This is a genomic window from Devosia sp. A449 (genome assembly GCF_054489375.1).
Map to the genome: position 1 here is coordinate 43,513 of NZ_JBTMWU010000003.1, position 14,628 is coordinate 58,140.

Genomic DNA, 14,628 nt, shown 5'->3' on the forward strand with positions numbered 1-14,628 from the left:
ATGCCAGAACGGCATCGGGGACCGATAGGTGCCATTCGGGGGGATATTCAGGCGCTTTTTAGGTGATGGCAGCGGCAACGTTGCCATCATGGTCGCCGCCGCTTTCCTGCCGATTCTGATCATTGCCGGCGGCGCCACCGATATTGCGCGGCATGAAGCCTATCGCGTGCAATTGCAGGATGGGGTGGACCGCGCCGTGCTGGCCGCCGCTTCGCTGACCCAGACCCGCCCGGTGGAAGCCACCGTCGCCGACTATCTCAAGACCTTGCCGTTCATCGATGCGGTGACGCTGAAATTCACGCAGGTCAACGCGATCAATCGGCGCGAGGTGTCGGTGCAGGCCAGCTATGAAATGGCCACCGCCTTCCTGCCGCTGATCGGCATCAATTCGATTTCGGTCAATGCCGGTGGCACGGCGGTTGAGCGGCGCAGCAAGATCGAGCTGTCGTTGACGCTGGATCTGTCCGGCTCGATGGATGGCAGCAAATACACCACGCTGAAATCGGCGGCGACGACCTTCGTGCGCACCCTGCTGACCCCCGAAAGCAGCGTCTATACGACGATGAGCATCGTGCCCTATGCCGGGCAGGTCAATGTCGGGCAGACCATGTTCGCCGCGCTGGGCGGCAAGCGGCTCTACACCAATTCATCCTGCTTCAACCTGACCAGCGCCAACTATGCTTCCGGCCTGATCGATTTTACCAAGCGCACCCAGGCTCCCAATTTCACGCGATGGAACAGCACGGCGGACAAGCCCAAGCTGAACCCCAATCTGAACGCGAGCTGGTGCCCGTCCGAAAATACCGCGATCACCTATCTGTCCAACGACGTCAACGCGCTGGTGGCCCGCATTGCCGGGCTGCAGATGTATGATGGCACCGGCAGCGCCATTGCCCTGAATTACGGCCTGATGCTGCTCAATCCAGCAGCGCAGCCCCTGGTGCAGACCGCCATCGCCAACGGGCTGGTCAAGGCTGAATTTGCCAATCGTCCAGCGCCCTATGGCGATGCGGACACGCTCAAGGTGCTGGTGCTGATGACCGACGGCGCCATTACCGAGCAATACACCGCCAAAGATCCGAGCAAATCGGACCGTGCTCCGGACAACTGGGTGCTGTATCGCGATCCGGTGTCGAATGTGCAGGAGACCAGCACGGTGACCAAGACCTATCTCAGCCGGGTCTGCGCCGAGGCCAGGGCCAAGGGCGTCGTGGTCTTTACCATCGGCTTCCAGCTGCGCGACAGTGTGGACAGCGAATTGAAAATGAAACAGGAATTGCGCGACTGTGCCTCCAGTCCGAGCCAATATTTCGACGTGGCCGGGCTTGATATCGCCTCGGCCTTCCAGACCATCGCCACCTCGATCCAGAAAATCAAGCTGACCAATTGAGGACGCGGGGCCCCCACTGGACCAGATTTTTCCTGCGCGACCGGCGCGGTGCGGCGGCGCTGGAATTCGCGCTGCTGGCGCCGATATTGCTGGCGTTGATCTTCGGCACCATCGAAACCGGCTGGACCATGGTGCAGTCGATCATGCTCGACCGGGCGCTGGATACCACGGTGCGCTCGCTGCGCATCGGAGCGTTGGAAAACCCGACCCAGCAATCGGTGCGGCAGGCGATTTGCGCCGAGGCGATGGTGCTGGTCGATTGCGATGCCACGCTGGCGCTGGAATTCATCCCGATCATCTCCACCGCCAGCTATCCGGCCGACACGGCGCGCTGCGTCGATCGCAGCGGCAAGCTCAAGCCGGTGCTGCGCTTCAATCCGGGCGGGCGGGAGCAGACGGTGTTCGTGCGCGCCTGCTTCATGGTCGAGCCGCTGACGCCGGGGCTGGGCCTGGGGCTGGCGCTGCCCAAGGACGAAACCGGCGCCTTCCGCATCATCGCCAAATCGGGCTTCGTCAACGAGCCATGATGGGACAATTCTGGCGGCGATGGCGGGGTGATGAGCGCGGGGTGTCGGCGGTGGAATTCGCGCTGCTGCTGCCCCTGCTGCTGACGGTGCTGCTGGGGTCGGTGACGGTGTTCGACCTGTTCCGCACCGCCCAGGCGGCCGAGAAGGCGACCTTCACCGTCGGCGACATGCTGTCGCGCCGGACCGACGCCATCTCCCATAGCCTGCTGGAGGAGATGCTGACCTTCGTCAACAAAACCGTGGCTTTCGAGGGCACGGCCCGGCTGCGGGTGAGCAGCATTTCCAATGTCGGGGGTGCGCTGAAAACGGACTGGACCGACACGGCAGGCGACAAGAACCTGGTCATCGCCGCCATCGACTACGCCTTCATTCCGCAGCTGGCGGTGGGCGATTCGGTGATCCTCACCGAAGTCTTCATTCCGCATCGGGCCTTTGTCGCCGGCTTCGGGCTGGACCGCATCACCTATAATAACCGGGCCGTGCAACGCCCGCGCTTCCTCGGCAAGATCGCCTTTACCAAGAGCTAGCCGGCGTTGATCAGCGCCAGCGCCTGTTCCAGCAGTTCCGGCGTTGCCGCCGCCACCACATTGCCGCCGCCGGTGGGCTCGCTGCCGTCCCAGCAGGCAATGGCGCCGCCGGCCTCGCGGATGATGGGGACCAAAGCGGCGATGTCATAGGTGTTCAGCGCCGGCTCGATGACGAGATCGGCATGGCCGGCGGCCAGCAGCGCATAGCCATAGCAATCCATGCTGAAGCGCTGCAGCCGCGTCGCGGCCTCGATGGCGGTCCATTTGGCCAGCAGTTCGGGGGTGTTGAACAGCGCTGGTGTGGTGGTGAACACCCGCGATGGCGTCAGCTCGGTCTGGCCGCTGGTGCGCAATGGCGTGGTGATCTCGCCCCGGGAATAGAGCGCGCTCCCCGGCATGGCGAGGAAGGTCTCGCCGATAAAGGGCTGGCTCATGAGGCCGGCGATGGCGACGCCCTGATGGGCGAAGCCGATCAGCGTGCCCCAGACCGGCGCGCCGGAAATGAAGGCGCGGGTGCCGTCGACCGGATCGATGATCCAGCTATAGTCGCTCTCGCCGCTATTGCCCCATTCCTCGCCGATGATGGCATGATCGGGGAAGGCTTCGGCGATGACGGCGCGGATGGCAGTCTCGGCGCCCCGATCGGCCTCGGTGACCGGATCAAAGCCCACGGTATATTTATTGTCGATGACCAGCGGCGTGCGGAACAGCGGCAGGGTGCGCGTCGCGGCAGCGGCGGCGGCGGCCAGCAGGGTGGTTTCAACTTTGGCGAGATCGATGGTCATGGGCCCTGCATCCGGTTGTTCGATGCACTCATAGCGGCCGTTGAACACGCAGTCGACACCCTCCCCCTTGCGGGGAGGGATCAAGGGTGGGGGTGGTTTGGCCGCGATATCGGGGCTCCCGCACCCCCTCCCGGCTCGATCACGGACTTAGCGAAGGGCTAAGTCCTATCGCGCTTTCCCTCCCCGCAAGGGGGAGGGTGGCAGACTGAGAGATTGCAGCAGCGCGCTAGCTTACTCCGCCGCCAATTTCTCCGGCAGCGATTGCCCACCAACCAGCGACACCAGATCCAGCCCGATCAGGGCAAAGATCAGCCGCTCGATGAGCTGGCGCATGGCGTCAAAACCCTCATGCTTGGCCAGCGTCACCTCGTTCATATAAAGGTGGCGGCTGATTTCGACCTGCAGCGCATGCACGCCATGCTGCGGCCGGCCATAAGACCGGGTGGCAAAGCCGCCGGCATAGGGGCGGTTGCGCGCCACCTTGAGGCCGGCGCTGACAAAAATGGTTTCGACCAGATCGACCAGCCCCGGCGCGCAGGTGGTGCCATAGCGGTCGCCCAGCACGATATCGGGGGCTGCCTTGTCATTGGCGCGGGTGATGCGCGGCATCGAGTGGCAATCGATCAGCAGCGCCACGCCATAGGCGCCAATGGCCTCGCTGAGCAGCTTCTGCAAGGCGGCATGATAGGGGTGGTAGATCCCCTCGATCCGCATGCGGGCATCATCCAGCGTCAGCCGGTCGCGATAGATCGGTTTGTTCTCGGCCACCACGCGGGCCAGCGTGCCCAGGCCCGCGGCGACGCGCGGCGAAGTGGTGTTGAAGCGATCCGACAGCGGTTCGACGAACATGGTGGGGTCGAGCTCCCACGGCTCGCGATTCACATCGAGATAGGCGCGCGGAAAATGCGCCCGCAGCATCGGGGCGCCAAGATGGGGGGCGCGGGCAAACAGCTCATCGACCCAGGCGTCTTCGGACTGGCGAATCGACAGGTGATCGAGCCGGGTCATGGCCAGGAAGCGTTCAGGATAGACCCGGCCGGAATGGGCGGAATTAAACACGACCGGGGCGACCAGCCGGCGGGGCCGGATGGTTTCGAATGCCGGCCGATCCCAATAGTCGGACCGCACGTCGCCTCCCCAAACAAGCGCCCAAACTGTCGGCGCCGCGTGATTTGCGGTTTGAGTGTCGCCCTTTGCACCAGACTTGTCCAGATTTTCGGCAAATTGGGCGCACAGAATCGGGTTGCGGTTGCACAAGCGCAAACTTCGCTTAAACATCCGCAGCTACGATGCGACTCACAAGCGTGCCAAAATGGTGCGCCCAGTGATGCGCCAGGCGGGAATGCCGGATGATACCATCCGGCCTCGCAAGACGAACGGCCGGAGACCCCCATGAAGCGAATTCTGCTCGCAGAAGACGATAACGACATGCGCCAGTTCCTGACGCGCGCCCTCAAAAACGCGGGTTATGAGGTCGTTTCGTTCGATAATGGGCTGTCGGCCTATGAGCGCCTGCGCGAAGAGCCCTTTTCGCTGCTGCTCAGCGATATCGTGATGCCGGAAATGGACGGTATCGAGCTGGCGCGCCGCGCCACCGAACTCGATCCCGACCTCAAGGTGATGTTCATCACCGGCTTTGCCGCCGTGGCGCTGAACCCCGATAGCGACGCGCCCAAGGATGCTTCGGTGCTCAGTAAGCCGTTCCATCTCAAGGATTTGGTCAACGAAGTTGAGCGTCTGCTGGCGGCATAACACGGACTATCCACAAAGCGCCGATTGCCCTCTTGACCCCCCACCGGGTTTTATGGTCTATCCGCGCCACTGGCAGGGCTTCACGGCGCTGCCTTCCCGGAGAGATGGGCGTATAGCTCAGCGGGAGAGCACCTCGTTGACATCGAGGGGGTCACAAGTTCGATCCTTGTTACGCCCACCATCTCTCTAAAGACTTTCGCCCCAGGGCGACGGGAGTATAGCTCAGCGGGAGAGCATTCGCTTCACACGCGAAGGGTCACAAGTTCAATCCTTGTTACTCCCACCATTTGCCTTCGCTTCCGGTGAAGGCGGTCTGCAAATACCAAATTGCTGCGCTTCCGGTGCTCCACGTGCCGATGCACGCTCCGCTCCGGTTCTCGCAATCCGGCATTTTCGCCTCGCCTTGACCGGTTCGAAGGCGAATGGTGCCGACTGAGTGTTCTGCCACCACGTCGTCACCCCACCACCAGACCGTCACCCTCGGGCCTGACCCGAGGGCGTTTCACTTTGCGATGCGCTGGTAGTGCAGGGCCCTCGGGTCAAGCCCGAGGGGGGAAGAGTGAGTGCCAGGCAGAGGCGATTCGCTCACACAGGCCTCGCAGCCAGCGCCTCCCTCCCCTTTGATGGGGAGGGAATGAGGGTGGGGTGGGGCCACATACGCTGTCACCCCAACAGAATCACCACATCGTCTGCTTGGCCCGTTCCGGCCACGCCGTGTCATAAGCCGCGCCGCCAACCGCATTGTCCGTCATCGCCGCCAGAATCTCGCCGGGGCTGGGCAGGGATTGGGGATCGATATGGCGGGCCGGGTTCCACAATTCGCTGCGGATAATGGCGCGGGCGCATTGGAAATACAGCTCATCAATGGTCATGACGATCACTGACCGGGGCGGTTTGCCATCGACGGCAAAGCTGGCCAGCAGCTCGGGGTCGATGCTGATCCGGGCCTTGCCATTGGCGCGGAAGGTGGTGCCGCTGCCGGGCAGCAGGAACAGGAAGGCGCAGCGCGGATCGCGGACGATGTTGCGCAGCGAATCAATGCGGTTATTGCCGCGCCGGTCGGGCAGCATCAGCGTCTGGTCGTCGTGAATGCGGACAAAGCCGGGCTGGTCGCCGCGTGGCGAGCAATCAATGCCCTCGGGGCCCACGGTGGCGAGTGCGGCAAATGGGCTCGCCTCGATCAACCGACGATACTGCGGCGTCATGCGGTGGGCGATCTTGGCGGTGGAGGCGGCCACGGGAGCAGGGATATAGAGCGCGTCGAGCTGTTCGAGCGAGGTCACGATGGTCATGGTGGCATTCCGATCAGCAGGGGTGCAGCGGGCGGTAATCGATCCTATATTGAGCAACAATGACAGGGCGACAAAGGAGTAAAGCGATGGACACCCATGCCTTCAAGGTGAACCGGACGGACGCCGAATGGCGCGCCAAGCTCACGCCCGAGCAATATCGGGTAATGCGCGATCATGGCACCGAAGCCCCCGGCTCCTGCGCGCTGCTGCATGAGCATCGCGCCGGCAGCTTCACCTGCGTCGGCTGCGATACGCCGCTGTTCAAGGCCGATCTCAAATTCGAGAGCGGCACCGGCTGGCCGAGCTTTAACGACCCACTGCCCGGCGCGACCGAGACCACCACCGACAAGAGCTTTGGCATGGTGCGCACCGAAGTCCACTGCGCCACCTGCGGCAGCCATCTCGGCCATGTCTTCCCCGATGGCCCGCCGCCGACCGGCCTGCGCTACTGCATCAATGGCGTGGCGATGAATTTCGTGCCCAGTTCTGCGGCGTGAAATTCTCGGCCAATCTGTCCATGCTCTACCCAGAGCATGGCTTTCTCGAGCGGTTTGGCGCCGCGGCAGCAGATGGCTTCCGCGGCGTTGAATATGTGTCGCCCTATGAACACCCACCGGAGGTCCTTGCGGCCCTGCTGGAGCGCTATGGCCTGACGCAGGCCCTGTTCAACCTGCCGGCGGGTGACTGGGCTGCGGGCGAGCGCGGGCTGGCCTGCCTGCCCGGGCGCGAGGCCGAGTTCGCTGCGGGCATCGACACCGCCATCACCTATGCGCAGGCGCTGGATTGCCAGCAGGTCAATTGCCTCGCGGGCATCGTGCCGGCCGGGCAAGACCGCGCCCGCTGCGAAGCGGTGCTGGTCGCCAATCTGGCGCTGGCGGCCGAGCGGCTGGACGAAGTCGGCGTCAAGGTTTTGCTGGAGCCGATCAACCAGCGCGATATGCCGGGCTATGCCGTGTCGGGCACCGCGCAGGCCGAGGCCATCATGGCCCGCGTCGGGTCCGACAATCTCTGGCTGCAATATGATTTTTATCACATGCAGATCACCCAGGGTGACCTGCTGAGCAATTTCGAGCGCCTGCAGCACCGCATCGCCCATGTGCAGGTCGCCGACGTGCCGGGGCGGCACGAGCCGGGCACTGGCGAAATCAACTATCCCAATATTTTCGCGGCCCTCGAACGCCACGGCTATGACGGCTGGATCGGCGCGGAATACCGGCCACAGGCTGCCACCAGCGCGGGATTGGGCTGGATGCTGCCTTCCTTCTCCCCTTGAGGGAGAAGGTGCCCCGAAGGGGCGGATGAGGGGTCGCTTTCGTGAGCTCAAAGCATGGGCGAGCGCAGAACCCCTCTCCCTCAAGGGGAGAGGGAAGCTAAGTGCCCCGTGGCTTGGCGCGGGCGGTGGGCTTGGCTTTGGCGGGCTCGTCGGGCCAGGGGTGGCGTGGGTAGCGCCCCTTGAGGTCCTTGGCGACGTCCGCCCACGAACCGCTCCAGAACCCGACCAGATCGCGGGTGGTCTGGATCGGACGATGGGCTGGCGACAGCAGCACCAGCAGCAGGCGGATGCGGCCATTGGCGATGGTGGGGTGGCGCGTCAGGCCGAACAATTCCTGGACGCGGATCTCGATGGCCGGGCCGCCTTCGGCCGAATAGTCGATCGGCACCGCATTGCCGGTGGGGGCGGTGAAATGGCTCGGCAGCAGCGCCTCGATATCCTGGCGCCGCCCATAAGGCAGCAGCAGGTCGAGCGCGGTGCGCAACGCCTCGCCGGTGATTTCAGACAGTTTGGTCAGTCCGAACAACGCGGGGGCCAGCCAGTCGGCAACACTCGGTGCCAGCGCCTCGGCGGTGAGGTCGGGCCACTCGTCGCCCAGGGTGAAGCGCAGGAAATTGGCGCGGGCGCGCCACGCCTTCTGGTCGCGGCTCCACGGCAGCAGGTCGAGCCCACGGCGGGCGGCAGCCTCAGCCAGCAGCAAGGCGGCGGCCTCGGCATCTTCCACAGCGGCCGGTTCATCGGCGAGGCGTAGCGCGCCAAGCCGGCGGACCCGGCGGGCGCGGACGCTTCCCGAGGGCTCGTCGAAGGCCAGTACGGTTTCGCCGGTGATGCGGTGGGCAAACAGCGTTTCGATATCCTCGCGCTCGAGCGGTGCGGCGGCGCGGATGCGACTGGTGGCGGCGGCGCCGGTGATATCGGTGACAACGAGGAAGGGAGCGGCGGCCAGCGCCTCGGTTGCGTCGAGACTGGCCTGTCGACCATTGGCGAGTCGGAACCGGCCGCGCGCGCCAGCAGCCTGCGCCACCCGGTCGGGATAGGCGCGGGCGAGGTGATGCCCGGCGGATAGATTGCCGCCGTCGCCGCCACCAGCAGCATTCCGCCAGCGAAGTGCCAGCATGCTGGCAGCCTTTGCTTGTTGGCCCCGGTCGGTTTTGAAGCGGTCGAGGCGCTGGCTGAGGTCGATGCTGTTGCCGCCCAGCCCGCGTTCGCCGATCAATACGGCCAGTTTTGCGGCGGTGCCGGCATCGTCATCGGCGGCGGCGGCCACCACCATATGGGCCAGGCGCGGATGCAGCGGCAGGCGCGCCAGGGCTTTGCCGTCAGCAGTCAAATGGCCGGCGTCATCGAGCGCGTCGAGCGATTTGAGCAGCACAATGGCTTCGCTCCAGGCCGGGGCGGGCGGCGGATCGAGGAAGGGCAAAGCGGCTGGATCGGTCACGCCCCAGCTGGCCAGATCGAGGGCAAAGCCGGCGAGGTCCGCCGCCAAAATCTCAGGCGTATCAAAGGCTTCCAGTGCCGCCGTCTGCCCCTCATGCCATAGCCTTATGGCGACGCCGGGACTGGTTCGACCGGCACGACCGCGCCGTTGATCGGCCCCGGCGCGCGAGACGCGGCGGGTTTCCAGCGTGGTCAGCCCGGTGCCCGGCTCATAGGCCGGGATGCGGCGAAAGCCGCTATCGATGACGATGCGAACGCCATCAATGGTCAGCGAAGTTTCGGCAATCGAGGTGGCCAGGACGATTTTGCGGCGACCCGGCTCGGCCGGCCGAATGGCGCGGTCCTGCTCGGCCGGGGTGAGCTGGCCATAGAGCGGGGCGATGTCGATATTGGCCGCAACGCGGCTGGCGAGCTTTTCAGCAATTCTGCTGATTTCTCCCTGTCCCGGCAGGAACACCAGCGCCGAACCCTCATGCTCGCGCAGGGCCGTGAGCACAGCGCTGGTGACCTGATCCTCCAGCCGCTGCAGCGGATCGGGCGCGCTATAGAAGGTTTCCACCGGGAAGGTGCGGCCCTGGCTTTCGATCACCGGCGCATCGCCGAGCAGCCGGGAAACCCTGCCGCCATCGATGGTTGCCGACATTACCAGCACCCGCAAATCGGGGCGCAACGCCGCCGCATCCAGGGTCAGCGCCAACCCCAGATCGCCATCCAGACTGCGCTCGTGAAACTCATCAAACAGCACGACAGCGGTGCCGCTCAGCTCAGGATCGTCGAGCACCATCCGCGTGAACACGCCCTCGGTGACGATCTCAACCCGGGTCCTGGCAGAGATTTTGCTATCCATACGAACACGATAGCCGATGGTCTGGCCCACCTCCTCGCCCAGCAGCCGCGCCATCTGGCCCGCTGCGGCGCGGGCGGCCAGGCGGCGCGGTTCGAGCATGATGATGCGGCGATCACCGCGCCAGGCGGCGTCAAGCAGCGCCAGCGGCACGCGGGTGGTCTTGCCGGCGCCCGGCGGCGCGACCAGCACGGCATAGGGGCCGGCCGCCAGCGCTGCGTGCAGGGCCGGCAGGGCATCATCAATAGGAAGGGGCGGTAGGGACATGGGGTGTGTGTGGCGGAAGGTGGGGGATAGGGCAAGGGCGTTAGCGCCTGACCCCCAGCCGCGCCATCTTCTCGCTCAACGTTCGCCGCGGCACTTGCAGGGCGTCGACGACGGCGGCGATGCTATCGCCGTGGCGGGCCAGTTCGGCTTCGATGATATGGCGTTCATAGGCCGCCATGCGGTCGGCGAGGCTGGCGGTGGAGGGGATGGGGCGGGCCTTGGGGCCGAGAATAGTGTCGAGCGAACGACCGGTGGCGTCGAGGCCGAGGGCGAAGCGGTCGGCGGCGGCCTTGAGCTCGCGGACATTGCCGGGCCAGTTGTGGACCAGTAGCGCATTGATGTCTGCGGGGTGCAGTACCGGCACCGGCTTGTTGAAGCGGGCGGCGGCTTGCCCAAGAAAATAGTGGAATAACAACACGCTATCCTCGCCGCGATCCCGCAAGGGGGCGAGGTGGATGGTTGCCATATGCAGGCGATAATACAGATCGGCGCGGAAGCGGCCGGCTTCGCTTTCGGCCGCCAGATCGACCTTGGAGGCGGCGATGATGCGGACATCGAGCGGGATCTGGCGGTTGGAGCCGACGCGCTCGACCAGCCGCTCCTGAATGACGCGCAGCACCTTGGCCTGGGCCAGCAGCGGCATGGATTCGATTTCGTCGAGCAGCAACGTGCCGCCATTGGCGAATTCGAACTTGCCAATGCGCTTGTCGCGGGCCGAGGTGAAGGCCCCGGCCTCATGGCCGAACAGCTCGGATTCGATCAGCTCGGCCGGAATGGCGGCGCAGTTGACGGCGACGAAGGGGCCTTTGGCGCGGGCGGAAAAATCATGCAGGCACCGCGCCACGACCTCCTTGCCGGTGCCGGTTTCGCCCAGCACGATGACATCGGTGGGTATGGCGGCCAGTTCGCGCACGGCGTGGCGCAAATCTTCCATGACCCGGGAGGAGCCGACGATGCGGGTGGCCAGTTCGGTTTCGCCGCCATCGAGCTGACGGCGCAATTCGGCGACTTCGCGCTTGAGGCTGGCCTGTTCGGCGGCGCGGCGCAGGGTCTTCACCAATTGGTCGGGCACATAGGGCTTTTGCAGGAAATCAAAGGCGCCGGCCCGCATGGCTTCCACCGCCATCGGCACGTCGCCATGGCCGGTGATCAGGATGACCTCCGATGCCAAGGCCCGCTCGCGCACGCTGCGCAGCAGGTCGAGACCGGACAGGCCCGGCATGCGCACATCGGTGAGGACGACCTGGGGGCGGATGTCATCGAGCATCGCCAGCGCTTCGGTGGCGTTGCTGGCGACATGGGTGGCAAAGCCGGAGAGGCACAGCCATTGCTCGAGCGCAGTGCGCACCATTTCTTCGTCGTCGACGATCAGGACAGTCGGGTCGGTCATGCGGACACTTCTTTGGTCGATGCGGGCTGGGCGGCGAGGGGCAGGCGGACAGTGAAGGTGCTGCCCTGGCCGGGGCGGCTTTGTACGGTGATGGCGCCGCCAATGTCGCGCACCAGCCCGTAGGAGATGGAGAGGCCGAGCCCGAGACCGCGACCGGCTTCCTTGGTGGAGTAGAACGGGTCGAACAGATTGGCGAGTTCACTCGCGGCGATGCCCGAGCCGGTGTCGGAAATGGCGATTTCGACGCTGCGTGCGGATTTTCGCAGGCCGATGGACAGCACGCGGATAGCGCTGTGTTCCATGGCGTCGGCAGCATTGGCGAAGAGGTTGATCAGCACCTGTTCGAGGTGGATGGGATTGCCGACCACGGCGATCTGGCCGCGATGGCGGTGATACTCGACGTCGATGCCGAAGGCGCGCAGCTTGTGATCGACCAGATCGAGTGCATTGGTGATGACGGCAGCAGGGTCGGCCTGCAGCTCGACGCGGGTTTCCTTGCGGGCGAAGGTCTTGAGGTGCCCGGTGAGGGCGGCGAGGCGATCGACCACCTTGTCCATGGTGGCCAGAATGCCGCCGATATCGGTGTCGCTGTGGCGGGCGGCGATCAGCTTGGCGCTGGCGATATGGGTGGTCAGCGCCGCGACCGGCTGGCTGACCTCATGGGCAACCCCGGCCAGCGCTTGGCCGAGGCTGGCCATCTTGGCGGCCTGCACCAAGCCATGCTGGGCCTCGCGCTGGGCGGTTTCGGCGCGGATGCGGTCGGCGATTTCCTCGCGCAGCGCCTCATTGGTGATGTGCAGATCTTCGGTGCGCTCGGCGACGCGCTGTTCGAGGCGCTCATGTTCGGCCAGGCGCTGGCCGACGATGCGGCGGCGCTGCACCAGCAAGGCGACGATGAGCAGCAGCGCGGCGGCGGCGAGGGCGGCCGCCAGCGCGGCGGTCCAGGCGCTGCGAAACAGCGGGCCGGTGGGGGTGAAGGAAACGATGCGCCACTGATGGGTGGGGAGGCGCAACTCATCGAGCAGGAAGAGGCCCGCGGTTTCGGGATCGCTGCCGGCGACATAGGCAAAGCGGGTGCCGCGCGAGGGCCAGATATCGGCGGCCACCGGCTCGCTGCCGACGCCGGTTTCGCCATAGCGTTTCTCGCCGGCGATGCGATTGGCCGCGGCGGGGCTGATCGGGGTCAGCGGGCGATAGCGCCAGTCGGGTCGGGTGGAGAGGATGGTGACATTGTTGGTGTCGACAATGCCGATCAGCTCGCCGGAGCGCCACCAGTTGGCTTCGATCTCGCCCAGATTGATCTTGGCCACGGCGACGCCAAGCGGCCCTTCGGGGCCGTCGACGCGCTGCGACAGGAAATAGCCGGCGACGCTGGTGGCGATGCCCACGGCGTAGAATTTGGCGTCGCCATCATGCATGGCTTCATCGAAATAGGGGCGATAGGAGAAATTCTGCCCCACCAGGCTGTCATAGGCCCACCAGTTGGAGGCGGCAACGACGCCGCCATCGCGCGACATGATGAACAGCTCGCTGGCGCCGGCGGTATTGTTGAGCTTGGAGAGGAAGCCATTGGCATCCTCGCGCAGCTCGGCATTGCCGGGGTCGGCGAGAATGGCTCCAACTTCGGCGGCGAGGGTCAGGCTGGAGGGCAAGTAATGGAAGCGCTCGATGATGGCCTCAAGCGTGCGGTCGAACAGCGCCAGACGGCGGTTGGCCTGGCCCGAGGCATTGGCGAGCGCGTTGGCCAGCGACAGCTCGAAAGCGGCCCAGCCGGTGATGATGATGATGGTCAGCGCGCCGCCCGCCAGCACCAGGGGGCCGCGCTGCAACAGGTCTCGCAGGGACAGGCGGCTGCTCAAATGGGCTCCTTGGCAAGATTTTGCCGAACTTCGGCCATGGCTTCGGCAAGATTTTGCCGAATGGTCTATCACGATGTGCCAATTCTGCATATCTGCCTTGCTAATTTCGCTTGGCACGCGGCTTGCTAGTTAACGGCGTGAGGGATGGCGGGGAGCCGTCGCCTCACATTTTCGGGAGGAAAAACAATGCAAAAAACCGCAATCACTTGGGTCGCCGGTGCCCTGCTGGCCAGCCTGAGCTTTGCCGGTTCGGCCATGGCGCAGGATTATCCCACCAAGCCGGTGACCATCGTCGTGCCGTTCTCGGCCGGCGGTCCCACCGATACGGTGACGCGTCTCGTGGCACAGGCGATGAGCGCCAATCTGGGTCAGCAAGTCGTGGTGCAGAATGTTGGCGGGGCCGGCGGTACGCTGGGAGCCGGTCAGGTCGCCGATGCGGCCAATGACGGCTATACGCTGCTGCTGCATCATATCGGCATGTCGACCGCGCCGTCGCTCTATCGCAGCCTGCCCTATGATCCGATCGCCGATTTCGCGCCGATCGGGCTGGTGACCGAAGTGCCGATGGTGCTGGTCGCCCGCAAGGACTTCCCGCCGACCTCGACGGCTGAGCTGATCGACTACATCAAGGAACATGGCGAAGACATCACCTATGCCAATGCCGGTATTGGTGCGGCCAGCCAGCTCTGCGGCATGCTGCTGATGGAAGCGGTGGATACACCGATGACCACCGTGCCGTATCAGGGTACCGGCCCGGCGCTGACCGATCTGCTCGGCGGCCAGGTGGACATGATGTGCGACCAGACCACCAACACCACCAACCAGATCCTGAGCGGCGAAATCAAAGCCTATGCGACGACGACGCCCGAGCGCATCGCCGCACTGCCTGACGTGCCGACGGCCAAGGAAGGTGGGCTCGATCTGGAAGTGGGCATCTGGCATGGGCTTTATGCGCCGGCCGGCACCGACCAGGCCATCATCGACAAGCTGACCGTGGCCCTGCAGGCCGCATTGGCTGATCCGACCGTGGGCGCCCGTTTTGCTGAACTGGGCACCTATCCGGAGTCGAAGGAAAACGCGACGCCAGCCGCTCTGGCTGAGACGCTGTCGAGCCAGATCGCCCTGTGGAAGGGCGTGATCGACGCTGCCGGCGTCTATGCCGACTAAGCGCGCCTGACGCCTTCATTCACCGACACGGCCCGCGGAGCATGCTGCGGGCCGTGACCTCCGGGGAGCAACCCCGGGATTTTGGTGGGTGGAGCAAACTGCCGGAACATTGAGGGAG

Annotated in this window: 13 protein-coding genes and 2 tRNA genes; 9 read left to right on the forward strand and 6 right to left on the reverse strand. The window is 65.0% G+C overall.

All coding sequences use genetic code 11. The features are described 5' to 3' along the window. Positions 1-28 precede the first annotated feature (28 nt). From ACX3OW_RS09460 to ACX3OW_RS09470, 3 genes are read left to right on the forward strand one after another with little or no spacing between them, the layout of a single operon-like run. The gene (locus ACX3OW_RS09460; RefSeq protein ID WP_459095526.1) at positions 29-1,390 is read left to right on the forward strand and encodes a TadE/TadG family type IV pilus assembly protein; all 1,362 of its coding nucleotides are present in this window, start codon (positions 29-31) and stop codon (positions 1,388-1,390) included. Beyond that, positions 1,387-1,917 (forward strand): TadE/TadG family type IV pilus assembly protein, encoded by a 531-nt coding sequence (locus ACX3OW_RS09465; protein ID WP_459095527.1) that lies wholly within the window; start codon positions 1,387-1,389, stop codon positions 1,915-1,917. The genes ACX3OW_RS09460 and ACX3OW_RS09465 overlap by 4 nt, the downstream gene beginning before the upstream one ends. Next, positions 1,914-2,444 carry a TadE/TadG family type IV pilus assembly protein gene (locus ACX3OW_RS09470; RefSeq protein WP_459095528.1) on the forward strand — a complete coding sequence of 177 codons (531 nt, stop codon included), beginning with the start codon at positions 1,914-1,916 and terminating at the stop codon, positions 2,442-2,444. Before ACX3OW_RS09465 ends, ACX3OW_RS09470 begins: the two co-directional genes overlap by 4 nt. Here ACX3OW_RS09470 and hisN read toward each other — a convergent pair. Continuing rightward, a complete protein-coding gene (gene hisN / locus ACX3OW_RS09475; RefSeq protein WP_459095529.1) occupies positions 2,441-3,229 on the reverse strand; it encodes a histidinol-phosphatase in 789 nt (262 codons plus the stop codon). The two genes, ACX3OW_RS09470 and hisN, sit on opposite strands and share 4 nt — an antisense overlap. 231 nt (positions 3,230-3,460) lie before the next feature. Further along, positions 3,461-4,357: an N-formylglutamate amidohydrolase gene (locus ACX3OW_RS09480; RefSeq protein WP_459095530.1), complete on the reverse strand. Its 897-nt coding sequence runs from the start codon at positions 4,355-4,357 to the stop codon at positions 3,461-3,463. Between the two features lie 264 nt (positions 4,358-4,621). Here ACX3OW_RS09480 and cpdR point away from each other — a divergent pair, with 264 nt between their 5' ends. The 3 genes from cpdR (at position 4,622) to ACX3OW_RS09495 (ending at position 5,267) form a co-directional block, all read left to right on the forward strand. Then, the gene (gene cpdR / locus ACX3OW_RS09485) at positions 4,622-4,981 is read left to right on the forward strand and encodes a cell cycle two-component system response regulator CpdR (protein WP_046105558.1); all 360 of its coding nucleotides are present in this window, start codon (positions 4,622-4,624) and stop codon (positions 4,979-4,981) included. A gap of 106 nt (positions 4,982-5,087) precedes the next feature. Beyond that, positions 5,088-5,162, forward strand: a tRNA-Val gene (locus ACX3OW_RS09490). Between the two features lie 30 nt (positions 5,163-5,192). Further along, a tRNA-Val gene (locus ACX3OW_RS09495) sits at positions 5,193-5,267 on the forward strand. A 391-nt stretch (positions 5,268-5,658) separates the two neighbouring features. Here the strand turns inward: ACX3OW_RS09495 and ACX3OW_RS09500 are convergent. Then, positions 5,659-6,273: a pyridoxamine 5'-phosphate oxidase family protein gene (locus ACX3OW_RS09500; RefSeq protein WP_459095531.1), complete on the reverse strand. Its 615-nt coding sequence runs from the start codon at positions 6,271-6,273 to the stop codon at positions 5,659-5,661. Positions 6,274-6,359: 86 nt separating this feature from the next. Between ACX3OW_RS09500 and msrB the strand changes: the two genes are divergently transcribed. Continuing rightward, a complete protein-coding gene (gene msrB / locus ACX3OW_RS09505) occupies positions 6,360-6,770 on the forward strand; it encodes a peptide-methionine (R)-S-oxide reductase MsrB (protein ID WP_459095532.1) in 411 nt (136 codons plus the stop codon). Then, positions 6,767-7,546: a hydroxypyruvate isomerase gene (gene hyi / locus ACX3OW_RS09510; protein WP_459095533.1), complete on the forward strand. Its 780-nt coding sequence runs from the start codon at positions 6,767-6,769 to the stop codon at positions 7,544-7,546. The genes msrB and hyi overlap by 4 nt, the downstream gene beginning before the upstream one ends. A 97-nt stretch (positions 7,547-7,643) precedes the next feature. Here hyi and hrpB read toward each other — a convergent pair whose 3' ends face one another. Genes hrpB through ACX3OW_RS09525 form a run of 3 tightly spaced genes read right to left on the reverse strand, consistent with a single transcriptional unit; the run spans position 7,644 to position 13,343 of the window. After that, positions 7,644-10,094: an ATP-dependent helicase HrpB gene (hrpB, locus tag ACX3OW_RS09515; protein ID WP_459095534.1), complete on the reverse strand. Its 2,451-nt coding sequence runs from the start codon at positions 10,092-10,094 to the stop codon at positions 7,644-7,646. Positions 10,095-10,134: 40 nt separating this feature from the next. Then, positions 10,135-11,484 carry a sigma-54-dependent transcriptional regulator gene (locus tag ACX3OW_RS09520; RefSeq protein WP_459095535.1) on the reverse strand — a complete coding sequence of 450 codons (1,350 nt, stop codon included), beginning with the start codon at positions 11,482-11,484 and terminating at the stop codon, positions 10,135-10,137. Further along, positions 11,481-13,343, reverse strand: coding sequence for a sensor histidine kinase (locus ACX3OW_RS09525; RefSeq protein ID WP_459095536.1), 1,863 nt, complete (start codon positions 13,341-13,343; stop codon positions 11,481-11,483). Before ACX3OW_RS09525 ends, ACX3OW_RS09520 begins: the two co-directional genes overlap by 4 nt. 186 nt (positions 13,344-13,529) lie before the next feature. On the opposite strand from ACX3OW_RS09525, the gene ACX3OW_RS09530 reads away from it, so the two are divergent. Beyond that, a complete protein-coding gene (locus tag ACX3OW_RS09530; protein ID WP_459095537.1) occupies positions 13,530-14,510 on the forward strand; it encodes a tripartite tricarboxylate transporter substrate-binding protein in 981 nt (326 codons plus the stop codon). Positions 14,511-14,628: the final 118 nt, after the last annotated feature.

What these genes read in the sequence shown, in the direction of transcription:
- msrB (WP_459095532.1), top strand. Translation starts at nt 6,360, where the DNA reads ATGGACACCCATGCCTTCAAGGTGAACCGGACGGACGCCGAATGGCGC.
- ACX3OW_RS09470 (WP_459095528.1), top strand. Translation starts at nt 1,914, where the DNA reads ATGATGGGACAATTCTGGCGGCGATGGCGGGGTGATGAGCGCGGGGTG.
- ACX3OW_RS09520 (WP_459095535.1), bottom strand. Translation starts at nt 11,484, where the DNA reads ATGACCGACCCGACTGTCCTGATCGTCGACGACGAAGAAATGGTGCGC.
- cpdR (WP_046105558.1), top strand. Translation starts at nt 4,622, where the DNA reads ATGAAGCGAATTCTGCTCGCAGAAGACGATAACGACATGCGCCAGTTC.
- ACX3OW_RS09500 (WP_459095531.1), bottom strand. Translation starts at nt 6,273, where the DNA reads ATGACCATCGTGACCTCGCTCGAACAGCTCGACGCGCTCTATATCCCT.
- hisN (WP_459095529.1), bottom strand. Translation starts at nt 3,229, where the DNA reads ATGACCATCGATCTCGCCAAAGTTGAAACCACCCTGCTGGCCGCCGCC.
- ACX3OW_RS09530 (WP_459095537.1), top strand. Translation starts at nt 13,530, where the DNA reads ATGCAAAAAACCGCAATCACTTGGGTCGCCGGTGCCCTGCTGGCCAGC.
- hrpB (WP_459095534.1), bottom strand. Translation starts at nt 10,094, where the DNA reads ATGTCCCTACCGCCCCTTCCTATTGATGATGCCCTGCCGGCCCTGCAC.